This is a genomic window from Ramlibacter albus, assembly GCF_014297445.1.
GTDB lineage: Bacteria > Pseudomonadota > Gammaproteobacteria > Burkholderiales > Burkholderiaceae_C > Ramlibacter > Ramlibacter albus.
The window spans coordinates 566,071-587,269 of the sequence record NZ_JACORU010000001.1; the positions used below are offsets into that span (position 1 = coordinate 566,071).

At 68.7% G+C, this 21,199-nt stretch carries 16 protein-coding genes; 6 read left to right on the top strand and 10 right to left on the bottom strand.

Translation table 11 applies throughout. From position 1 onward, the window contains the following. Nucleotides 1-11 precede the first annotated feature (11 nt). The 3 genes from H8R02_RS02595 to H8R02_RS02605 all read right to left on the bottom strand — a co-directional run bounded on the left by H8R02_RS02595 (nucleotide 12) and on the right by H8R02_RS02605 (nucleotide 9,268). Nucleotides 12-4,991, bottom strand: a complete 4,980-nt coding sequence (locus tag H8R02_RS02595; RefSeq protein ID WP_187079778.1) for an RHS repeat-associated core domain-containing protein — start codon at nucleotides 4,989-4,991, stop codon at nucleotides 12-14. 62 nt (nucleotides 4,992-5,053) lie between these two features. Next, nucleotides 5,054-8,173, bottom strand: a complete 3,120-nt coding sequence (locus H8R02_RS02600) for an efflux RND transporter permease subunit (RefSeq protein WP_187079779.1) — start codon at nucleotides 8,171-8,173, stop codon at nucleotides 5,054-5,056. Next, nucleotides 8,174-9,268 carry an efflux RND transporter periplasmic adaptor subunit gene (locus tag H8R02_RS02605; RefSeq protein ID WP_187079780.1) on the bottom strand — a complete coding sequence of 365 codons (1,095 nt, stop codon included), beginning with the start codon at nucleotides 9,266-9,268 and terminating at the stop codon, nucleotides 8,174-8,176. Between the two features lie 236 nt (nucleotides 9,269-9,504). Here H8R02_RS02605 and H8R02_RS02610 point away from each other — a divergent pair, with 236 nt between their 5' ends. Next, the gene (locus H8R02_RS02610; RefSeq protein ID WP_187079781.1) at nucleotides 9,505-9,807 is read left to right on the top strand and encodes a hypothetical protein; all 303 of its coding nucleotides are present in this window, start codon (nucleotides 9,505-9,507) and stop codon (nucleotides 9,805-9,807) included. Beyond that, a complete protein-coding gene (locus H8R02_RS02615) occupies nucleotides 9,804-9,953 on the top strand; it encodes a hypothetical protein (RefSeq protein ID WP_187079782.1) in 150 nt (49 codons plus the stop codon). The genes H8R02_RS02610 and H8R02_RS02615 overlap by 4 nt, the downstream gene beginning before the upstream one ends. Before the next feature lie 30 nt (nucleotides 9,954-9,983). On the opposite strand, the gene H8R02_RS02620 is transcribed toward H8R02_RS02615, so the two are convergent. Both H8R02_RS02620 and H8R02_RS02625 read right to left on the bottom strand, forming a co-directional pair. Continuing rightward, entirely contained in the window at nucleotides 9,984-10,898 is a 915-nt protein-coding gene (locus H8R02_RS02620; RefSeq protein ID WP_187079783.1) for a M14 family metallopeptidase, read from the bottom strand. Nucleotides 10,899-10,933: 35 nt separating this feature from the next. After that, the gene (locus H8R02_RS02625; RefSeq protein WP_187079784.1) at nucleotides 10,934-11,170 is read right to left on the bottom strand and encodes a hypothetical protein; all 237 of its coding nucleotides are present in this window, start codon (nucleotides 11,168-11,170) and stop codon (nucleotides 10,934-10,936) included. A gap of 109 nt (nucleotides 11,171-11,279) precedes the next feature. On the opposite strand from H8R02_RS02625, the gene garD reads away from it, so the two are divergent. Then, nucleotides 11,280-12,818, top strand: coding sequence for a galactarate dehydratase (gene garD, locus H8R02_RS02630; RefSeq protein WP_187079785.1), 1,539 nt, complete (start codon nucleotides 11,280-11,282; stop codon nucleotides 12,816-12,818). 27 nt (nucleotides 12,819-12,845) lie between these two features. Here garD and H8R02_RS02635 read toward each other — a convergent pair whose 3' ends face one another. The 5 genes from H8R02_RS02635 to H8R02_RS02655 all read right to left on the bottom strand — a co-directional run bounded on the left by H8R02_RS02635 (nucleotide 12,846) and on the right by H8R02_RS02655 (nucleotide 19,084). Next, nucleotides 12,846-13,199, bottom strand: a complete 354-nt coding sequence (locus H8R02_RS02635) for a hypothetical protein (protein ID WP_187079786.1) — start codon at nucleotides 13,197-13,199, stop codon at nucleotides 12,846-12,848. A gap of 106 nt (nucleotides 13,200-13,305) precedes the next feature. Beyond that, a complete protein-coding gene (locus tag H8R02_RS02640; RefSeq protein WP_187079787.1) occupies nucleotides 13,306-13,968 on the bottom strand; it encodes a GntR family transcriptional regulator in 663 nt (220 codons plus the stop codon). A gap of 9 nt (nucleotides 13,969-13,977) precedes the next feature. After that, a complete protein-coding gene (locus H8R02_RS02645) occupies nucleotides 13,978-15,327 on the bottom strand; it encodes a hypothetical protein (protein ID WP_187079788.1) in 1,350 nt (449 codons plus the stop codon). A gap of 37 nt (nucleotides 15,328-15,364) precedes the next feature. Further along, on the bottom strand, nucleotides 15,365-18,013 hold the full coding sequence (locus tag H8R02_RS02650; protein ID WP_187079789.1) for a bifunctional acetate--CoA ligase family protein/GNAT family N-acetyltransferase: 2,649 nt from the start codon (nucleotides 18,011-18,013) through the stop codon (nucleotides 15,365-15,367). 282 nt (nucleotides 18,014-18,295) lie between these two features. Continuing rightward, nucleotides 18,296-19,084, bottom strand: coding sequence for a phosphoribosyltransferase (locus tag H8R02_RS02655; protein WP_354004857.1), 789 nt, complete (start codon nucleotides 19,082-19,084; stop codon nucleotides 18,296-18,298). Between H8R02_RS02655 and H8R02_RS02660 the strand changes: the two genes are divergently transcribed. The 3 genes from H8R02_RS02660 to H8R02_RS02670 all read left to right on the top strand — a co-directional run bounded on the left by H8R02_RS02660 (nucleotide 18,998) and on the right by H8R02_RS02670 (nucleotide 21,188). Then, complete coding sequence (locus tag H8R02_RS02660; protein WP_187079791.1) at nucleotides 18,998-19,438, top strand: universal stress protein; 441 nt, start codon at nucleotides 18,998-19,000, stop codon at nucleotides 19,436-19,438. The two genes, H8R02_RS02655 and H8R02_RS02660, sit on opposite strands and share 87 nt — an antisense overlap. Before the next feature lie 13 nt (nucleotides 19,439-19,451). Further along, nucleotides 19,452-19,901, top strand: coding sequence for a universal stress protein (locus tag H8R02_RS02665; protein WP_187079792.1), 450 nt, complete (start codon nucleotides 19,452-19,454; stop codon nucleotides 19,899-19,901). Nucleotides 19,902-20,072: 171 nt separating this feature from the next. Continuing rightward, on the top strand, nucleotides 20,073-21,188 hold the full coding sequence (locus tag H8R02_RS02670) for an NAD-dependent epimerase/dehydratase family protein (protein WP_187079793.1): 1,116 nt from the start codon (nucleotides 20,073-20,075) through the stop codon (nucleotides 21,186-21,188). The last annotated feature ends 11 nt before the right edge of the window (nucleotides 21,189-21,199 follow it).

The window sequence follows — 21,199 nt, forward strand, 5'->3', positions numbered from 1 at the left end:
CAATCCTGCTGCTACGGCTTGTAGTGAAATATCCGCTCGACGCCTTCGGCGTTCTTTGCATGGAAGTGAGGGCACTTGTGGTGCTCGGGACCCGACAGGTCCGGGTGGCCGAACGGGTGCTCTACCACCGTCGCGCCATTCGGTGCTGCGAATCCGTAGGTCGGAGGATAGTACTTGCTCATGAACTCTGCATAGACCCGGTCGCCACGAGTCATGCCCTTCGGAATATTCAGGTTCCGCCAGCCGAGCGGTGCTGCACCCGCTCCATCGGCTGCAATGCCTGCCCACGCGTAGGCTTCCGCCATTGCCTGCTCTCGCGTATACGGCGAGTTGCAGTCCGGACAGTTCGTCGAATCAGGAGATGTTGAGGCTGCTTCGGCAGGTATCGGTGGTGCTTTCGAGTCCGGACGGCTTTGGCTTTGCGAATATGCGCTGCCAACGACAATCACCGCCACGCCCGTCGCGCACGCCGGACTCGAGACACACCAGGCAATAGCCGCACCCGGGTTCAGACCCGAAGGATCTGTATAAGCGAACGGACTTGCGTTTGCATATCCATAGACGTTGATCCCACCGGCTACGCCGATCGGATCGACTTGCGTGTAGCCACCGCGGACGAAGGGGTCGTAGGTCCGCCACCCGTTGTCAACGAGCCCCGATTCACGGTCGTACGTTTGTCCTGGGAAGCGGCCGTCAAATTCGACGGTCGCTTGAGTCCACTTCAACTGGCCGGGAAGGACGGTCTGCAGCACGCCTGCCGGCTTGTTTGCTCCGAAACCTGAGTAAGGCCATTGCCATACCGCCTGTTTGGCGTTGTCTGTTATCAGCCGAGGCGTGCCGAGGTGATCAGTATGGATCGCATAGAACTTCCCATTCCGGTACATCCCTACGAGAAGTGCACTGCCGTTCGTTGTGGGTAGCCAGATGTACTCCGACGTGCCGCGACCGCTCGCCGAACCGTTGTCGTACTCACCGAGCATCACCCAGCTCGGAAGTTCACCGTCCGCGTACACGAAAGCTTGGCCGACGCTGGTCCTGGCGCCGTTGCTCTTCGCGAAGATCCATCCGAAGTTCTTGCGCAGCCAATTGACGAAGCTGTTGCCCAGCACGGTCTCGTTCGGAAGCGTCTGCGCGACTTCGGGTTCGCTCTTGAAGATTCGTCGCCCACGCCAGTCGTACAGGTAGCGGACTGCTGCGGCTTCGCCGTCCTTCATGATCTCGACGCGGGAGATTCGGCCGGTGTCGTCGTAGATGAACTTGCGAAGCCCGTCGGAAGTCATCGACCCGTTGGGGTCGATGCCGTACGTGACCGTGCTGCTGGTGCTGGAGAGCGGCTGGCCATTCTGCGTGCGCGTGAGGGTCTGCGTGAAGCCGAGTAGACGGTTGCTACCGTCGTCGATCTTCAGTGCGGTGTTTGCCGACTGCACGAAGTTCGGTTGGTCGAAAGTGCCTTCGAGGTCCACATCGCTGCCTTGTGTCTCCAAGGCGGTGAGGCGGTTTGAGTTGGCATCGTAGGAGTAGACGCTCCTGGCGCCTTGGCGCTCGAGGCTCGTCAAGCGATTGCGGCGGTCGTAGCCTGCGGTCCACGTGACCGGTGCCTTGTACAACTCGGCGATCGTCGTTGTTCCGCTGACCACGGTGCGCGTGGCCCACAGGTCCTGAACGATTCCGGTGATGCGGCCCGCCGAATCCCACGTGTACCGGGAGAACTCCGAGGAGGTCATCCTGCCGTCGCTGTCGAAGGTGCGCGCAGCCGTGTCGCCATTGCTCCACGCCCAACTGCGCGGCTGGCCAAGCGCCGTGTGGGTGATGTTGCTCATGAAGGCGAACGTGACCTTGTTCTTGCCCGGCTCGAGCACGTCGACGCCGGTGATGCGCCCGGCGGTTCTTCTGTAGACCACCTGCAACCCACTCGGGTACACGATCTTCGAGAGGTCGCCAGCGGAGTAGGAGTACCCGACGCGGAAGCGGCTGGGATTGGACGGGTTGTCGTTGACCGTGTTGTCGACGCCGGTCGGGCGGCTGTGCGGGTCGCGCGCATACGTGGCGGTGCCGCCCTTGTTCTCTGCTTTCGCCACCGCGCCAGCGGCGTCGTAGGCAAGCGTCGTCGTGCTGCCAGCGGAGAAGCGAACGGCGGTTGCGCGGCCGAGCGCATCGCGGTCGATGCGAGTCGTCTGGTTCTTGGCGTCCGTGCTCTGCGTCACTTCGCCGTTGGCGTTGCGGGTGTACGTGATGCTGCCGATGTCGGGGCTCGTCTCGCGCATCACCTCGCCGAAGGCGTTCACCTCGTAGCCGGTGGCTACGTTCTTCGGGTCCACAACCTTCGTGAGCTGGTCCAGTGCGTTCCATGACTGGGTCGCCGTGGCGTTGTCGGCGAAGGTGGTGACCGTGGCTCGCCGCAGTGCATCGAGAGCTTGCGTGGTGGTCTGGTTCAACTGGTCGGTCTCCGAGACCTGCGACCCATTCGCGTCGTACCCAAGCTGCGTTGCCTGGCCGGCGGCGCCCTGCACCTGCGCGACCTGGTTGAGCGCGTTGATGACGCGGCTCGTCGCCTGCGCAATGCCACCGCTCGCGTCCTTTACCTCGCTTCGTACGGTATTGCCTGCGCGGTCGAGGGTGTACGTGACGATGGCACCTTGGTTGTCGGCCGCGCCGATCAAGCGCTGCGCCGCATCGTACGAATACGTGACCAAGTAGCCGTTGTGGAGCGTCGCGCTGGAAAGCTGGCCGCTCGCCGTGTACGTGAAGCGCGTGGTCTCGCCGGCGCTTTCCTGTGCGATCACCTGGCCCACGAGGTCGTAGGAGTAGCGAGTGACGAGGCCGCTCGGCGCGGTCTGCGTGAGGACTCGGCCGGCTTCATCGAACGTCCACGTGGTCATTTGCCCCAGCGGATCGCGAAGGCTCGTTCGGTTCCCCTCGCTGTCGTAGCCCATGGTCCACAGCGCGCCTGCCGGCTCCGTGGCTGTGGCGGGAAGGTTGTTCACGCCGTAGGTCCAACGCCACGTGCGTGGCTCACCTCTGGCGGTGTCGGTTACGGTTTGCGTGAGCACGTTGCCCAGGCTGTCGTAACTCAGTTCGTTGATGCGGCCGGCTTCGGTGATCCGCACTGGCAGGCGCATCGTGGGGTGCCACTCGGTTTGCGTGGTCTGAGCTTCTGGCCGACTCGCCGCACGCGTTTCAGACGTGGGTAATCGGCGCTGCGCGTCCCACGAGAAGAGCGTCGTCACACCGAGGTAGTCGGTCTCGCCGGTCACGAGGCCGTTTGCATCTAGCGTGCGCTGCGCGACGCCGCTGCCATCGCCACCGGGTGCACTCGACTGCGTGAGCGCAAGGCCGCTGGCTGCGCCGGTGAGGCGGGAGTACTGGAAAGTGCGCGTCGTACCCAACGGGTCCGTCACTGCGGTGGACTGGTTGCCATAGGCGACGCTGCGTCGAGCCGCACCACCGGCCAGCTCGCTCAGGACGGCCCTGCCAGTCTCGTCGTACAAGTAATTGCCCCAGCGCTGGCCGTTCTGGTCGATCAGCCCGGTCACGGCGTTCGGCCACCGCGCGTCTTCGTAGACGTAGCCGCGGCTCGTACCATTGGTGTAGCTGCTGCCTGCCAGGCGTGCGGCTGTATCGAAACGATAGGCGACCGCGGTGCCCGCGCCGCTGACTCGCACCAGCCGGCCCGCAGTGTCGCTCTCGAAGGCAATCGAGCGGCCGAAGGCGTTCGTGACGCGCGAGAGCAGGTTGCCGGAGTACGAGTACGTGTAGGCCCAGCCGTTGCGGCTGCGCGCGAGGAGCACACGGCCTGTGGCTTTGTCGAATTCGAAGACGGTCTCGTCCTCGGTGCGCTTGACCACGATGCGGTCCGCGGCTTCGGTCATCGTGTCGGCGTTGCCGTCGGCCTGCCACGTTGCCGGCCCGGTGGGTACGACCGTCGGTGCTGCGCAATCCACGCCAGCAGGGCAACTCCAGTTGGCACCAGAACCTGCCGGCACGGCTACATTGCGGAAGCGGCTCGAAGTACCGTCGCCGAAGAGCACCGTGCGCCACTCGGTGCCGAGGACGACACGGTGCGCATGGTTGTGGCTCCAGGATGCGCCGAGGCCCGCAGCAGGCGCTTCGTCCCACCGGCTTGCGAAATGCCGCGTGAGCATCAGCGGATGCGGCCGCGTGTCGCGAATGTCCGTCTCCGTCAGCAGCTTGGTGCCCGAAGTCAGCTCGATGGGCAGCGGCGTGCGGTGGCACATCTGCGCTTGCTTCGCGGGCCGTCCCAGCACCGTCATCTTCACCACCGCGCGATTGGCGCAGCCCTCGCAGGCGATGGACACCAGCGCCTCGCGTGTCGCCCCGACCAAATCCCACGTGGAGGAATACTTGATGCGTACCTCCCCATTCGCATCCGTGTACGGCGTGCCGTCGAACGTGAATCCGCCGAAGTTGCCCGTGTGCGGGTACAGCAGCACCATCACCCCCGCCTTCGGCGTCCCCTGCATCACCTTGGCCGTGAAGACCAACGGCCCGTCGCCGACCTTGATGGTCCTCCCACCATTCGACGCCACCGTGCGCGGCGTCGGCGTCGTGCAGGTCTTGCCGTCCTGCGTGAGGTACCCGTCGTCGCAAAAGCACTGCGGATACTGCCCCCAAGAGGTAAAGCTCAAGGTCGCATTGGCAGGACACGAGTAATCCCCGGGTTCGGGGTACAGCCCGCTCAGGGTCACCCGGTACCCATCCGTGTATTCGCAGTATTGGTTCCCGGACATCGCCACATAGATGCCCTGGAAGGTGCGCGTGCCGGTGTACTTGGTACACGCCGCCTCTTTCGTGCAACTGGCCGTGAACCGTTGCGAGGCGGCCCACCACGAGGCGGGGCACTTTGACAGGACTTCGACTTGCGCCGCGGCGTGCGCGGGCAGTGAAGGCAATCCGAAAAAAGCGGCTGCAAAGAGTGCAGGCGCGAAACGGCGAAGAAGCGCGCAGGCGCGCGCCAACAGCATGGTGGGCATGAGTCCGCTCCCTGATTGACTGGGCCGGAGCGGAATCTATTGAGAACTGCCGAGCTTGAGAGCTATACGTTCGTTGGAGGTTGAGCGGCAACCGCTGCCATCTTCACCTGCCGCCACTCGCGCCACGCCAGGCGCTTCGCCGCCACCTTGTCCCGCATGATCTCGATGCTGTCGTAGAACGCCGGCACCACCAGCAGCGTGAGCAGCGTCGACGTGATCGTGCCGCCGATGATGGCGATGGCCAGCGGCCGGTAGAAGTCGGCGCCTTCGCCGGTGGCCAGGGCCACGGGCAGCATGCCCGCGATCAGCGCGAAGGTCGTCATCAGGATCGGGCGCAGCCGCGCGCGGCCCGCCTCCATCAGCGCCTCCTCGCGGTCCATGCCCTGCGCCTCGCGCGCGCGGGCGGCATCGAGCAGCAGGATGGCGTTCTTGGCGACCAGCCCCATGAGCATGATCACGCCGATGAAGCTCATGAGGTTGAGCGTGTTGCGCGAGATCATCAGCGCGAGCACCACGCCCACCAGGCTCAAGGGCAGCGACAGCATCACGGCCAGCGGCGCGGTGAACGAGCCGAACTGCACGACGAGGATCAGGTACATGAGGCCCACGCCCATGATCAGCGCCGTGAACATCGCGCCGAACACTTCCTTCTGGTCCTTGCCCGCGCCGGTGAGCTCCACGCCATAGCCTTGCGGGAAGTTCATCGACTTGGCCAGCTTCATCGCGTCGCCGATCACTTCGCCCGAGGCACGCCCCTGCACGTTGGCCGACACCGCGATCATCCGCCGCGTGGCGTAGTGCTGGATCTGCGCGGGCGCCTCGCCCAGCGAGATGCGCGCGATCTGGTTCAGCGGCACCACCATGCCCGTGTTGCCGACGGCCACGGGCAGGCGCTCCAGGTTCTCCGCATCGACGCGGTCGTTCTTGTGCAGGCGCACGGCGACGTCCCGTGCCTCGCCGGTGGGGTCGACCCAGTCGCCGACTTCCACGCCGGCAAACGCCACGCGCAAGGCCTGCGCCGCGTCGTTGACGGTGATGCCCAGCTGGTTCGCAAGGCCGCGATCCAGCTCCACCTTCAGTTCGTCCTTGGGCGCCTGTTCGGAGAGGCCCACGTCCACCGCGCCGGGCACGTTGCGCAGCTTCTCCATGTACTTGTTCGTGATCTCCAGCAGCGTGCGCGCGTCCTGCCCGTAGAACTGGATCTGCACCGGCTTGCGCGGGCCGTTGTTCAGGTCGTCGAGCACCACGTACTCGGCGCCCACGAGCAGCGCCACCTTCTCGCGCAAGGCAACCGCGACCTGCGCGGCACTGCGCTTGCGGGTGCGCGTGTTGCCGATGTCCACGTACACGCGCCCGCCGCCGGCATTGACCTGGCTGTTGGTGGCCCTGGTCTCCGGCAGCGTTCGCGCGAGTTCGGCGGCCTTTTCCACCTTGAGCTTCGCGTACTCGAGGCTCGCGGACGAAGGCGTGCGCACTTCCACGGCGATGGTGTTGCCGTCCTGCACCGGCAGGAAGCTGGAGCCGCCGAACTTCGTGTGCAGGCCGAGCGCCAGCACGAGGCTGCCCACGGCAGCGGCGGTCATCCACTTGCGGTGGTGCAGCGCCCACGCGATGAACTTGCCGTAGCGGTCGGCCTGGTGGTCGAACCAGGTGTTGAAGCGCTCCAGCGCCGCGCCCAGCTTCGAGCGCGGGCCCCGCTCGTGCGCCGGCGGGTCGCCCCAGTAGGCGGAGAGCATCGGGTCGAGCGTGAAGGAGATGAACAGGCTCACCAGCACCGAGCAGGCGACCGTCAGCGCAAAGGGCCGGAACCATTCGCCCGCGACGCCGGGCATGAAGGCCACCGGAATGAAGATCGCCACGATGGAGAACGTGGTGGCGGCCACCGCGAGGCCGATTTCCGCCGTGCCCTTGCTCGCCGCCGTGATGCGGTCCGCGCCGCGTTCGAGGTGCCTCACGATGTTCTCGCGCACGACGATGGCGTCGTCGATCAGCACGCCGATGGCCAGCGACAGCCCCAGCAGCGTCATGATGTTCAGCGTGAAGCCGCACAGCCACACCGCGATGAAGGCGGTGATGGCCGACGTGGGCAGCGAAAGCGCCGTGATCAGCGTCGAGCGCCACGAGTTGAGGAAGACGTAGACCACCGTGATGGTGAGCAGCGCACCGAGCACCAGCGCCTCGATCACGTTGTTGAGGTTGGCCTGCGCGTCCTTGCCGCCGTCGCGCACGATGGCCAGCTTCGTGCCCTGCGGCAGCGTCTCGTTGACCTCGTCCACCAGCTTGCGAACGCCCTGCGCCACCGACACCGTGCTCGCGTCTCGCGAGCGTGTGATGGAGATGCTCACGTTCGGCTGCGCGTTGCGCAGGCTGAAGCTCTCGACGTCGGCAAAGCCGTCGACCGTTTCGGCCAGCTGCCCCAGGCGCACGATCTCGCTGCCGCGGCGGCGCACGATCACCTGCGAGAAATCCTGCGGCGACTCGATCCGGCCGACGAGGCGGATGCTCTGGTCCTTCAGCGGCCCGACGACGCGGCCCACCGGCGCGTTCGCGTTCTGGTTGCGCAGCGCGTCCACCACTTCGGCCACCGAGATGCCGTATTCGCGCAGGCGGTCGGAGCGCAGCAGCACCGACAGCTCGCGCTTGAGCGCGCCGGTGACCGTGACCACCGACACGCCGTCCACGCCGCGGAAGCGGTCGGCCAGCACGTCCTCGGCGAGGCGCGAGATCTGCGAATGCGTCTGCGCGGTGGACGACAGCGCCAGCTCCATCACCGGTTGCGCGCTCGGGTCGCGGCGGCGGATGACCGGCTCACGCATTTCGACGGGCAGCTTGTAGCGCACCCCCGCGATCGCGTTGCGCACCTCCTCCGCCGCCTCGATCATGTTCTTGTTGAAGTTGAAGATCAGGACGATCTGCGCGTTGCTTTCCTTGGCCGTGGACCGCAGCTCGTAGATGCCCGAGATGCCCTGCAGCGCGCGCTCGATGCGGTTGATGATCTCCCGCTCCACCGTCTCGGGCGAGGCGCCGGGGTAGAGGATGTTGACCGAGAGCACGGGCTGCTCGACGTCCGGGATCTCGTTGACGCGCAGTTTCTGCAGCGCGATGACGCCCAGCGCCATGAGCGTGAAGATGATCACGATCGCCGCGAGGGGGCGGCGGATGGAGAAGTCCGAGAGGAACACTTACTTCTCCGAGACCGGCTGGCCGTCTTTGAGCGTGGCCACGGGATGGCGCAGGACGCGGTCGCCGGCGGCGAGCCCGCCCGCCACGACGAAGTCGCCGCTGCGAGGGTCGCGCTGCCCGAGCGCGAGCGGGACCTTCTGCAGCTTGCCGCCGCCGACGCGCCAGGCGGAGGTCTTGTCGCCTTCGCGGACCACCGACGAAGCGGGCAGCACGATCGCGCTGCCGTTGGACGCCGCGACGCGGCCTTCCGCGTAGAGCCCCGCCACGCGCGCAGGCGGCTCGTCGACATCCACGAGCACTTCCACCTGCCGTGTCATGGCGTTGGCCGAGGGCGCGACGCGTGCCACGGTGCCCGTGAACTCGCGCGCGGTGAAGCCGTTGACGCGGAACACCACCTTCTGGCCGCGCTGCACTGAAGCGATGGCGTCGGACGAAATGAGACCTTCGAAGCGCAGGCTCCCCGGGTCCATGACCTTCAGCAGTTCCTTGCCGACTTGCGCGGTGTCGCCCACCGACAGCTTGCGGTCGGCCACGACGCCGTCGAAGGGCGCGCGCACTTCGGTGCGCTGCAGTTGCTGGCGGGCTTGCACCACGCGCGCCTTGGCCGAGGCCACTTCGCTGTGCGTCGTGTTGCGGCGGATCTCGGCGTCTTCCAGCGCCTGGGCGGAGGCCATGCCCGATTCGCGCAGCGTTTTCAGCCGGGTGAGCTGCCGCTCGGCCTGGTCGGCCGCGAGCTGGGCGGCGCGCTCCGACTCCTGCGCGGACATGAGGGCGTCCCGGATGGCGGTGTCGTCCAGGCGCACGAGCAGGTCGCCCTTGCGGACGGCGTCGCCGTTTTCCTTGAGCACGGCCGTCACCACGGCGGAGACCTCGGCCCGCAGGTCGGCCCGTTTGGCCGGCTGGAGGCTGCCGGTGATGAGGGGCCCGGCCGTGGTGGCGCTGGCCTGGACGACCAGCACGTCCTCGGCCGAGAGGAGGACGGGCTGCGCCGCGATGGGGAGGGACGAGGAGGCGCTGGCCGCGCCCCCGCCACAGCCGGCCAGCCCCAGGGTCGCCAGGGCCGTCGCCAGCAGTAAAACGTGTGCTTTTAGCATCAGAAAAGTCTCCGGGCTCCGCCCTGCGAAATGCCGCCTTCGGGCGGCCGTGCGGCGGCATGGGACGCGATAGTACCGAGGGAGTTCCGCGCGCGCCCGCGCGGTGCGACGAACTGCGGGAAACCGGGGGCAAGCCGCCGGATTCCGGGACAGGCCGCATCCACTGCTTTCGTATAGGAGCGGGCCGGACGGCGGCGTGGGCCGCTACACTCGCCCGCGCCAAGGAGGGAGGCACCATGAGCCTGGGCCCGCTGTACTCGCACCGTCAGCCGACGTTCGGCGAATCCGTCTTCAAGCTGCTGGGCCACGTGATCGGCGGGGCTGTGCTCTTTCTCGGGCTGGCCGCCGTTTCCTGGCTCATTGGGTGGGGCATCCACGCGCTGGATGCGATCCACCCGTTCAACCCATCCGTTTTCGCGCTGCTGCACGGTGTCGAGGTCGCCATCCTCTACCTGGACATCGGCTTGAGTGGTATCGTCTTGGTCGTCGGAGCGTTTCGCTTCATTCGAGAGATTGCCCAGCCGGGACTGACAGCATGAAGACGTGGACCTACTTCCGGGAAGGCTTTGTCGGCTCGTTCGAACTGGCCGCCGCGATCGTGATGGCCGTTGTTCGTGTCGCGGCCGACTTTCTCAATGGCGGCGCCGGGCCGCGAGACCGGCACCGGAGCGCATCGCATTCGTGAACGGGCCCGCTTCGGCGGGCTTTTTGTTTCTCAGGCCGGTCGCGTCAGCCAGCCGGCTTCCCGCCCCACGATCGGCTCGCGGGCCGGCATGAAGATCGTGCAGCCGTCCACCGGGGCGCGGTGCTCGATGTCGCCGTCGGTGGCGATCAGCTCGCCGGCAGCGAAGACGTCCAGCGGTTCGACGGGCCGCGCGAACCGGAAAGCGGGGGTCTTCACGACCATGACGGAGACGACTTCGTAAGGGCGCTGCGGTTCGGCGGGCCGGGCGACCAGCGCGTCGACGAGCCCGAAGTACGCCAGGAAAGACAAGGTCACGCGCTTTGCCGTTTCGCCGCTTTCGCGCTCGAAATGCTGGCCGCACTCCACCACCAGCCGCGCGCTGCCGGGATGCTTGTGCGCCTCGTACTCGACCAGCGCCACGCCCGTGCCGAGCTGCCCCGGCGTGTAGACCATGTGCACTGGGGGGAAGCCGAGCGCATGGGCCACTTTCTCGTTCGTGCCCTGGCGCGGATACGCCCAGAACGGCCCCGTCTTGCGCAGCGTCGAGTGGATGTCGAGCACGTGGTCGGCCGCGGCGACGACCGGCCGCAGCTCCCGAGCGCGGCGCAGGTCCGGGCTGTCGAGGCTGCCATCGAGCATGTCGGCGCCCCAGATGCGATTGAGGTTGTGAACGACCATGCGGCTGGCGGCCGGCTTCTCGGGGTCGAAGCTCTCGTACGCCTCGACGTTCGCGAAGCTCACCGTCAGCGTGCCGATGCGCGGGCGCACCGAGTTGTCCAGCAGGTGCCGCGCCGCCTCCACCCCGCAGAACTCGTTGCCGTGGGTGAGCGCGTTCACCAGCACGTGGGGCCCGGGCTTGCCGGACTCGAAACGGTGGACGTAGGGGATGCCGGTGTTGCCGGCCCGGTAGGCGGAAAGGTCCTGGGGAAGGAGTTCGTACTGCATGGGCGCAGGATACGCCCGGGCAGCGAACCGGCAGATTAGTGGAAACAGCCCTTGGCGAGGTGCTCGGCGAAGCTCTCGGTCCAGCACCGGCCGCCGCAGGCGTCGTACTGCACGGCGCCGCCTTGCGTGCACGCCACGTGCACGCTGCGCAGGGGGCCGTCGGCCGAGTAGGCCTCCACATGGAAGTCCGCGGGCTCGCGCCCGCAGGACCGCACGACCGCCTCGAACGCCGAGCGCTCCGCTTCGCTGATTTCGACCCGTTTGACCAACATCAGGGACCTCCGCAACTTGCGACCCTGCTGCCTCAACGGGCCAAGGCGACCGTGCGGCCTAGGGGAATACCCCCGGCACACGCCCGGGCCAGGTGCAGAATCGACCCCAATGACCCCGCTCCACATCGTCATGCACCCCGCCGACAACGTCGCGATCGTCGCGAACGACGGCGGCCTGCCGCCCGGCACGCAGCTCGCGAACGGCCTCACGCTCAAGGACAAGGTGCCGCAGGGCCACAAGGTGGCCCTCGTCGACATCCCCGCCAACAGCGCCGTGGTTCGCTACAACGTGCCCATCGGCTATGCCATCAAGGACATCCCCGCCGGCAGCTGGGTGCACGAGCGCCTGCTCTCCATGCCCGATGCGCGCGAGCTGGACCACCTCCCGAAGGCAACGGTGAAGCGCACGCTGGAGCCGCTGGAGGGCTACACCTTCGAGGGCTACCGCAACGCCGACGGCTCGGTGGGCACGCGCAACATCCTCGCGATCACCCAGACCGTGCAGTGCGTCGCCGGTGTCACCGACTTCGCGGTCGACCGCATCAAGCGCGAGCTGCTGCCGAAATACCCCAACGTCGATGACGTTGTGGCGCTGGAGCACGGCTACGGCTGCGGCGTGGCCATCGACGCGCCGGACGCGGTCATCCCGATCCGCACGCTGCGCAACATCAGCCGCAACCCCAACTTCGGCGGCGAGGTGATGGTGGTGAGCCTGGGCTGCGAGAAGCTGCAGCCGGAGCGGCTGCTGCCGCCCGGTTCGATCCCCGTCGCCAACGCCGACGAGAAACTCGACGTGGTCTGCCTGCAGGACGACGCGCACGTCGGCTTCATGTCGATGGTCGACTCGATCATGCGCCAGGCCGAAACGCACCTGAAGCGATTGAACGCGCGCAAGCGCGAGACAGTGCCCGCGAGCGAGCTCGTCGTGGGCGTGCAGTGCGGCGGCAGCGACGCCTTCTCCGGCGTCACGGCGAACCCCGCGGTGGGCTATTGCGCCGACCTGCTGGTGCGCGCCGGGGCGAGCGTGATGTTCAGCGAGACGACCGAGGTGCGCGACGCGGTGGAGCAGCTCACGTCGCGCGCGCAGACGCCGGAGATCGCCGACGCCATCGTGCGCGAGATGGCCTGGTACGACGAATACCTCAAGCGCGGCTCGGTGGACCGCGGCGCCAACACCACGCCGGGCAACAAGAAGGGCGGCCTGGCCAACATCGTCGAGAAGGCCATGGGCTCGGTCATCAAGTCGGGCACCGCGCCGATCGCCGGCGTGCTCGCGCCCGGCGAGAAACTGCAGAACCGGGGCCTCACCTATGCGGCGACGCCCGCCAGCGACTTCATCTGCGGCACGCTGCAGCTGGCCGCCGGCATGAACCTGCACGTGTTCACCACCGGCCGCGGCACGCCGTACGGTCTGGCCGAATGCCCGGTGATCAAGGTGGCGACGCGCACCGAGCTTGCACGGCGCTGGCATGACCTGATGGACATCAACGCGGGCCGGATCGCCGACGGCGAGGCGACGATCGAGGAGGTGGGCTGGGAGATGTTCCGCTACATGCTCGACGTGGCGAGCGGGCGGAAGAAGACGTGGGCCGAGCAGTGGAAGCTGGCGAACCAGCTCGTGCTGTTCAACCCCGCGCCGGTGACGTGACGTGACGCGGCGCGGGGCGGCCCGGGCTCAGTTGAGGACGCTCGCGGTGGCGTCGGGGTCGATGCCCGCGGCCTTCAGCATGCCGCGGCTGGCGAAGATGCCGGGCAGCAGCGACACGAACCACACGACCAGCAGGACGCCGCCGGTGGCCGCCGACAGGGGCGCCACGAGCCCGGCGCCCTTGAGCATGTAGTAGCTCGCAGGCGGCAGCAGGACCATGCACATCGCGCCCAACCAGGCGGCCGTGATGCGCAGCGCCGACGGCGGCTCGCCTTGCGCCGTGTCGATCCGGATGCCGGCCAGCACGGCCATGAGGCCGTGCGCCATGATGGAGTAGATGGCGAAGAAGAAGAATGCGGAGAGAGCGGTGATGACGTCCATGTGAAGGTCCTGACACGCCGGTAGAGGGGCGGCGCACTTCCAGTCTGTGCAGCCACCCCTGGCATGTCATCCGACCTCCGTATGGGCCGCGGGAAAACCCGGCACCTCAGGCCGTGCCGCCGCGCAGCCGCCGGATCATGTACGCCGCGGACTGCTCGATGTGCCGCCGCGCCAGCGCCTCGGCGCGCTCGCCATCCCCGGCAACGATCGCGTCCAGCATCGCCTGGTGCTGGTCCCACACGTCGCTGGGCGCCTCGTCGCGCAGCAGCACTTCGCCCATCACTCGCTGCGTCTCGGTCCAGTGCGCGTCCATGGCGGCGGCAAGCAGCGGGTTGCCCGAGAGCTCGTAGACGAACTCGTGGAACGCGATGTCGGCGTCGATGATGTCCGCCACGTCGCCGCGCTCGATGGCCCGGCGGCCGGCGGCGATGTGCAGCGGACCTTCCGAGGCGGCGCCATGCGGGTTGACTTCGGCCGCCTTGCGAAAGGCCAGCCCCTCGATCACCGCGCGCACGTCGTAGACGTGGCGCACATGGTCCAGGTCGAGCGGCGCCACCTCGAACGTGCGGTTGGCCGTCTCGCGCAGCACGCCGCGGCGGCGCAGCGCCTCGAGCGCCTCCTGCACCGCCGCGCGCGAGACGCCGAGGTCCTGCGCGATCTGGTCCTGCCGGATGTGCACGCCCGGCGCGAAGCGGCCCGATGCGATCTCGGCCACGACGCCGTCCTGCACGAGTTCGACCAGCTTCGCCTGCGCGGTCAGGAACTTCATGCCCTGATGCTAGGGGAGGTGGAGGGTTTCAACAACAGCGGTTTTCAGGTCGTCGGGATGAAGCATTGCTTCCCGCGCGGCGCGGGACGTGTCGTCCTGGTGCAGGGCGGAGCGCAGGCGCGGTTCGGTGGCGAGCGCGTCCCAGACGGGCGTCAGCGTGGCGAGCTGCGGGTTGCGGCTCTCGGCCAGCGCGCAGGCGAAGGCGACGCTTGCGGGTTCGGCCAGTAGCACGGCCCGGCTGGCCGCGCTCAGGAGCAGTGGCTGCACCTCCGGCGGGCCCATGCAGCAATAGATGACGCTCGGCGGCAACTCGCGGCCGTGCGGCCGCAAAGCCGCGAGCGATGCGCCGCTGATGTCCGTGCCGCCGCCCGGTGACGGAAAGCGGTAGGTCTCGCCCGGCACGGCGTGCGCCAACCGCTGCAGCCCGCGCTGCAGGCGCGCGTAGTCCGGCGTCGCAGCGGAAGGCGAAGCCTTCACTTCGGCCAGCAGCAGCAGGTCGTTGCCGCGCAGGATGGCTGCGTCCCATTCGTCCTTCGACTTCTCCACCTGCCCGGGGAAGCCGGGCGGCGTGCGCAGGCCGCCCACAACGCGGTGAGGTTGCGAGGGATCGGCCCGGTCCAGCAGCAGCGCGATCTCGCGGAAGACGGCGAGCGTCGCGCGCTCGGCCGAGTCGCCCGTGCGTGCCGCGGCGCGCCCTTGCGCCGACGCGGCCGCGCTGCCGGCCTGCGGCCCGCACAGCGCGAGGTAGCGCTGCACCGCGTCGTGCGCGAGCAGCACGCTGCTGCGTTCGAGCCGCTCGAGCGCGGGGTGGTCGAGGACCGTTCGTGCTTCGCTGCGGTGGGGCAACACGGCTTCGAGCTCGCCGCGCAGCTCGCGCCACTTGCCTTGCCGCGCCAGCGTGTGCAGCGGCGCGAGCAGGTCGCGCTCGGGGCCTTCGGGCAGCGCGACCAGCTTGCCGGGGTGGGCGAAGGCATCCACCACGGCCCGGATCGCGCGCCGGTCCGCATGCTGCTGCGCGGCCAGGCGCACATGCTCGTCCACGTGCGGATGCTGCGCGCGCAGCACGAGTGCCTGGAAGGATGGGTCACCGCTGCGCGGGTCCAGCGCTTCGGCGATAAGTGCGGCAAGGCCCCGGAGAAAGACTTCGAATGCCTCGTCGAGCCGGCCTTGCGCTGTCGCCGCCTGGCCGGCCGAAACTGCGCTCGCAACGAGTGCCGCGCGCCGCTGCTCGATCGCCCACCCGATGGCGACATCCGGCTTGGCGGCGCGCGCCTGCGCGGCGTCGCGCGGCAACGGCGGCAGCCGGTAGCGCCGCGGCGCGCGCCGCAGGGCTTCGAGCAGGACGGCCTGGGTGTGCATGCGGCACCGAGTATCCCCCGGTGCCGCGCCGCGCGGGTCAGCGCAGCTTGAGCGTCATCGTCACCAGGTCCTCCGGGCCGGACTTCACCGTGCAGCCGATCTCGCGCCCGAGCGCGAGCATGCCGTCGTTTTCCCGCAAGGTGTACGCCACGAGCTCGCCCGTGCCGCGCTCGCGCAGGTAGTCGAGCGTCTTCGCGAGCAGCTTGCTGCCCAGGCCCTTGTGCTGCCAGTCGCCCGCGATCTGCGTCGCGAACTCGGCCGTCGTGTTGTCGGGGTCGCACAGCGCGCGTGCCTCGCCGACGATGCGGTCGCCGTCGAGTGCGACGAACGCCATCTCGCGTTCGTAGTCGATCAGCGTGTAGCGCGCGACTTCGGCCGCGGGGATGTCGCGGCGCACGTGGAAGAAGCGCATGCGCATGTCGCCTGGCGCTGCCTGTGCGTAGAAGGCGGTGAGGCGCGCGCCATCTTCCGGGCGGATCGGCCGCAGCTTGAGGGTGTGGCCATCGAGCGCCACGCTCTCCTCCAGCCCCGAGGGGTACGGCCGCAGCGCCAGCCGGCTGCCGCCCGTGGCGCAGCGCACGCGAATGCGCGCATCGAGCGCGAGCACGCCGTGGCTGTCGGCAAGCAGCGGGTTGATGTCCAGCTCCGCCACTTCGGCGATGTCGCAGGCAAGCTCCGAAACCTTCAGCAGCGCATCGACCAGCGCTTCGCGTTGGACCGGCGGCCGGCCGCGATACCCGGCCAGCAGCGGGGCGATGCGCGTGCGCGAGATCAGCGATTCGGCCAGATTCGCGTTCAGCGGCGGCAGGCCCACGGCGCGGTCGTTGCGCAGTTCGACCGCGGTGCCGCCATGGCCGAACAGGATGACCGGCCCGAACGCGGGATCGCTCGCGATGCCCACGATCAGCTCGTGCGCGCCGGGGCGGCGCGCCATCGCCTGGACCGTGTAGCCCATCTGCGCGCCCGGCACTTCGCGCGTGACGCGTTCCAGCATGCGCACCGCGGCCTGCCGCACTTCCTCGTGCGACTGCAGGTCCAGCACGACGCCGCCCACGTCGGACTTGTGCAGCACCTGCGGCGACAGCACCTTCAGCGCGACGGGGAAGCCGATGCGCACCGCGGCGTCGGCCGCTTCGCCGGCGTCGCGCGCGGTGACGGTCTGCACCGTGGGGATGCCGTACGCGGCGAGCAGCGCCTTGGCCTGCGCCTCGTCGAGCCACTCGCGCCCTTCCGCGAGCGCGCCGCGGACGAGTGCGCGGGCGGCGCGGCGATCGGGCTGCACCGCCTCGGGCGGCGCATCGGGCAGTTCCAGCAGCGCCTGCTGGTGGCGGTGGTAGTCCTGCAGCTGCAGCCACGCGCTCACCGCGCGCTCAGGCGTGCGGAAGCACGGCAGGCCGTTCTGCGCGAACACCTTGTAGCCGCCGCCGACCGCGACACCGCCAACCCAGCACGAGAGCACCGGTTTCGATGCGTTCTTCACGACCGGCGCGCACGCACCCGCGATGTCGGCCGCGGGCACGATGGCGGTGGGCGCATGCATGAACAGCACGCCGTCGACTTCGGGCGCGTCGAGCAGCACGCGCAGCGAATGCGTGTAGCGCTCCACGGGCGCGTCGCCGATGATGTCCACCGGGTTGCCCTTCGACCACGTCGGTGGCAGCGCGGCGTCGAGCTTCGCGAGCGTCGCCTCGGACAGCTGCGCGAGCTTGCCGCCGCCGAGCGACAACGCGTCGGCGGCGAGCACGCCCGCGCCGCCACCGTTCGTGACGATCGCCAGCCGCTCGCCATGCCAGGCACGCGGATGCGCGAGCGTCTCCGCCGCGTCGAACAGCGCTTCGAGCGTGTCCACGCGCAGCATGCCGGCGCGCTCGACGGCTGCGTCGAATACGGCGTCGGAGCCCGCGAGCGCGCCTGTGTGAGAAGCGGCGGCCTTGGCGCCCTCGGGCGCGCGGCCGGCCTTGACCAGGATCACCGGCTTGACGCGCGCCGCCGCTCGCGCGGCCGACATGAACTTGCGCGCGTGCTTGATCGACTCGACGTACATCAGGATCGCGCTCGTGTGGCCGTCGCTCGCGAGGTAATCGAGCACGTCGCCGAAGTCCACGTCGGCGCTGTCGCCCAGCGAGATGAAGTGCGAAAAACCGATCTGCCGGCCCGCGCCCCAGTCGAGCATCGCGGTCGCGAGTGCACCCGATTGCGTGACGAACGCCAGGCTGCCCGCTTTCGCGTTGCCCGGTGCGAAGCTGGCATTGAGCCCGAGGCGCGGCACCAGCAGGCCGATGCAATTGGGGCCGAGCACGCGCAGCAGGTGCGGGCGCGCCGCGTCGAGCACCAGCTGTTCGATCGTCGGGCCGCCTTCGGCCATGGGTTCCTTCAGGCCGGCCGAGAGCACGATGGCCGCGCGGGTGCCCTTCTGCCCCAGCTGTTCGATGAGGCCGGGGATGCTGCGCGGCGGCGTGCAGATCACGGCGAGGTCCGGCACGCCGGGCAGCGAAGGCACGTCGGCGAACACTTCGCGGCCGTGGACGGTGCGGTGGCGGTGGTTGACGGGCCAGATGGGGCCGGCAAACCCGGCCTGTTCGAGGTTGGCGAGCACGATGCCGCCCAGGCTGCCGGGCCGTTCGGAGACGCCGATCACGGCGAGGGATCGCGGCGCGAACAGCGCGTCGAGGTTGCGGATGGTCATGCGCCCGAGGTTAGGGGCGTGCCCCCTGCAGGCGATTGCGGTACGTCAACGCCCCAAACTTGCGCCCCATCAAGGTAGCACTTGCGCCGCGGTCCTACAGTGAATTCGTGCGACGGGGGGATTCCCGGCGCACCGCGGAAACCGGTGAATCCGGACACCGCGCAAAAGGTCCTGCTCCGCAGGGCCGGACGGGAGCGTGCTCATACCGGGCCACCCTCCACCCCAACCCGGGGCTCCCGTCGCGCCCGCCGCCTGCATCACGCAGCCGGCGGGCAATTTTTTTCAGCGGGCCAGCAGGGCGACGACTTCGCCGTCCTCGACCTGCTCGAAGGTGCGATAGAACTGCCCCACGGCGCGGAAGTCCTTCGGCGCAAGCGCCACCACCACCTCGTCGCAGTACGGGCGCACCGCTTCGATGGATGAATCGGAAGCCACGGGCGCAGCGCACACGAGATGCTTCGGCCCGTGCGCACGCACCGAATGCAGCGCGGCGATCATGGTTGCACCGGTCGCAAGGCCATCGTCGACGACGATCACGGCCCGGCCCGCGATCGAAGGCATCCCGCGCCCCGGCGTGTACATTGCGCGCCGCTCACGCAGCAACGCCAGCTGCTTCGCCGACTCGCGCCGGATCCAGTCGTCGTCCGCACCCGCTTGCGAGGCATGCGGCGCCACGTAGGTCCAACCACTCTCGTCGATCGCACCCACCGCGAATTCGGAAGAAAACGGCGAGCCGAGCTTGCGCACGAGCACCACGTCCAGCTCGCCGGCGAGGCGCTGCGCGAGTACCGCGCCGATCTCCACCGCGCCGCGGGGAATGGCGAGCACCAGCGGGTGCGCGCCCGCATGGTGGGCGAGGGCATCGGCCAGTTTTCCGGCCGCGTCGCGGCGGTCCTTGAACATGCCTCGATTCTGCTTGATCGACGTCAAGCGCACCGCCCTGCGCTGCAGCAAGATGCACGCAAGCCCAGAAAGGAGGCCCCCGTGTTCAAGAACATCCTCTTCGCGACCGACGGCAGCGCCGCTTCCGAGCACGCCGCCCAGCTGGCCGTGAAGCTCGCCCGCCGGCACGACTCGCGCCTGACGGCCGTCTACGTCGTCGACCCGTACCCTTACCTCGGCATCGGCGAGGCCAATCCGGTCGGCATGAACGCCTACCTCTCCGCCGCCCGCGAACACGCCGCCGCGGCGCACGCGAAGATCGGCGAACTGGCGGCCAAGGACGGCGGCCACATCCAGCTCGAATGCGTGCTGCTCGAGGACGTCACCGCGGACAAGGGCATCCTGCGCGCCGCGGAAAACACGAAGGCGGACCTGGTCGTCGTGGGCTCGCACGGCCGCACCGGCATCCAGCGCCTCATCCTCGGCAGCATCGCCGCCAAGGTGGTCGCCGCGTCGCCCGTGCCGGTGCTGGTGGCCCGCTGAAAGGAAAGCCGCCATGCGAACCTACCGCCGACTGCTCGTGCCCGTGGACGGCAGCGCCACGTCCAGGAAGGCGCTCGTGCACGCGCTGCAGATCGCGCGCGACGGCAACGGCAGCCTGCTGCTCGTGCACTGCGCGGACGAACTGGCCTACGTCACCGGCTTCGAATACACGTCGGACATGATCGCGGTCGCGAAGCAAGCCGCGGCACGGTTGCTCGCCGAGGCGGCCGACATCGCCAAGTCCGCGGGCGTGGACCCGGAGACGAAATTCATCGAGTTCCCGCGGCACCGCCTGGGCGAAACCATCGCCGAAGAGGCGAAAGCGTGGAACGCGGACCTCATCGTGGTCGGCACCCACGGCCGCCGCGGCCTCGACCGCGTGCTGCTGGGCAGCGGCGCGGAACAGGTGATCCGCCATGCACCGGTGCCGGTGCTCGTCATCCGGGGCGGAGAAGACGGCTGACCGTCGACGCCCGGCGCGCGCCCGGCCCTCGCGCATGTCCGGATGTCGCCGGTGCTGCCGCTTGCCTCGGGCACGGCCTCCTTGAGATACTCGCCGGCGCCGTCGTGCGCCATGCCGCGCGAGACCTTCACGCGCGGTGGCGGCACGTCGGCGAAACGGAAGGTCTTGCGCATGAAGCATGTGTTGGTCACGGGAGGCGCAGGGTTCATCGGGTCCCATCTGGCCGACGAACTCCTCGCGCAAGGCTATCGCGTGCGCGTGCTCGACACGCTGGCCGCGCAGGTGCACGGCGACGGCACGCGAAGGCCCGCTTACCTCCACCCCAACGTCGAACTCCAGGTCGGCGACGTCTGCGACAAGGAAGCGGTGGTGCGCGCGCTGCAGGGCATCGACGCCGTGTTCCACTTCGCGGCCGCGGTCGGCGTGGGGCAGAGCATGTACGAGATCGCGCACTACACGCGCACCAACAACCTGGGCACGGCGGTGCTGCTCGAAGCGCTCATCGCCAGCCCCGTGGCCAAGCTCGTCGTCGCTTCCAGCATGAGCCTGTACGGGGAGGGCCTGTACAGGGACGGATCAGGTGGCGTGCATGGCAACTGCGAACGCACGCTTGCGCAACTGGAGCGCGACGAGTGGGAGTTGCGTGGCGCTGACGGCGGCTTGCTCACCCCGCTGCCCACGCCGGAGACCAAGGCGCCCGCCCTCGCCTCCATCTATGCACTGGGCAAGTACGACCAGGAGCGAATGGCGCTGATCACCGGCCGGGCTTACCGCATGCCGACCGTCGCGTTGCGCTTCTTCAACGCGTACGGGCCGCGGCAGGCGCTCTCCAATCCTTATACGGGCTTGCTCGCGATCTTCGCGTCGCGGCTGCTGAACGACAGCCCGCCGCGCATCTTCGAGGACGGGTTGCAGCAGCGCGACTTCGTCAGCGTGTACGACGTGGTGCGCTGCTGCCGGCTCGCGCTGGAGTCGCCCGCCGCCGACGGCGAAGTGTTCAACGTCGGCAGCGGGCAGCCGCTGACGGTGCGCGACATCGCGCTGCGGCTGGCGCAGGTGATGGGCAAGCCGCACATCGAGCCGGAGATCACGCAGAAGTACCGTGTCGGCGACATCCGGCACTGCTATGCCGACATCACCAAGGCGCGCAAGCGCCTCGGCTTCGAGCCGCGGGTGAAGCTCGACGACGGCATGGCGGAGCTGGCGGCGTGGCTCAAGGACCAGGCCGCCGTGGACCGTGTGGCGCAGGCGAGCGCCGAACTCAGCGCACGGGGGTTGACGGTATGAGCAGCGCAGTC

What these genes read in the sequence shown, in the direction of transcription:
- H8R02_RS02605 (WP_187079780.1), bottom strand. Translation starts at nt 9,268, where the DNA reads ATGCTAAAAGCACACGTTTTACTGCTGGCGACGGCCCTGGCGACCCTG.
- H8R02_RS02610 (WP_187079781.1), top strand. Translation starts at nt 9,505, where the DNA reads ATGAGCCTGGGCCCGCTGTACTCGCACCGTCAGCCGACGTTCGGCGAA.
- H8R02_RS02625 (WP_187079784.1), bottom strand. Translation starts at nt 11,170, where the DNA reads ATGTTGGTCAAACGGGTCGAAATCAGCGAAGCGGAGCGCTCGGCGTTC.
- H8R02_RS02645 (WP_187079788.1), bottom strand. Translation starts at nt 15,327, where the DNA reads ATGCACACCCAGGCCGTCCTGCTCGAAGCCCTGCGGCGCGCGCCGCGG.
- H8R02_RS02615 (WP_187079782.1), top strand. Translation starts at nt 9,804, where the DNA reads ATGAAGACGTGGACCTACTTCCGGGAAGGCTTTGTCGGCTCGTTCGAA.
- H8R02_RS02620 (WP_187079783.1), bottom strand. Translation starts at nt 10,898, where the DNA reads ATGCAGTACGAACTCCTTCCCCAGGACCTTTCCGCCTACCGGGCCGGC.
- H8R02_RS02650 (WP_187079789.1), bottom strand. Translation starts at nt 18,013, where the DNA reads ATGACCATCCGCAACCTCGACGCGCTGTTCGCGCCGCGATCCCTCGCC.
- H8R02_RS02670 (WP_187079793.1), top strand. Translation starts at nt 20,073, where the DNA reads ATGAAGCATGTGTTGGTCACGGGAGGCGCAGGGTTCATCGGGTCCCAT.
- H8R02_RS02640 (WP_187079787.1), bottom strand. Translation starts at nt 13,968, where the DNA reads ATGAAGTTCCTGACCGCGCAGGCGAAGCTGGTCGAACTCGTGCAGGAC.
- H8R02_RS02595 (WP_187079778.1), bottom strand. Translation starts at nt 4,991, where the DNA reads ATGCCCACCATGCTGTTGGCGCGCGCCTGCGCGCTTCTTCGCCGTTTC.
- H8R02_RS02635 (WP_187079786.1), bottom strand. Translation starts at nt 13,199, where the DNA reads ATGGACGTCATCACCGCTCTCTCCGCATTCTTCTTCTTCGCCATCTAC.
- garD (WP_187079785.1), top strand. Translation starts at nt 11,280, where the DNA reads ATGACCCCGCTCCACATCGTCATGCACCCCGCCGACAACGTCGCGATC.
- H8R02_RS02665 (WP_187079792.1), top strand. Translation starts at nt 19,452, where the DNA reads ATGCGAACCTACCGCCGACTGCTCGTGCCCGTGGACGGCAGCGCCACG.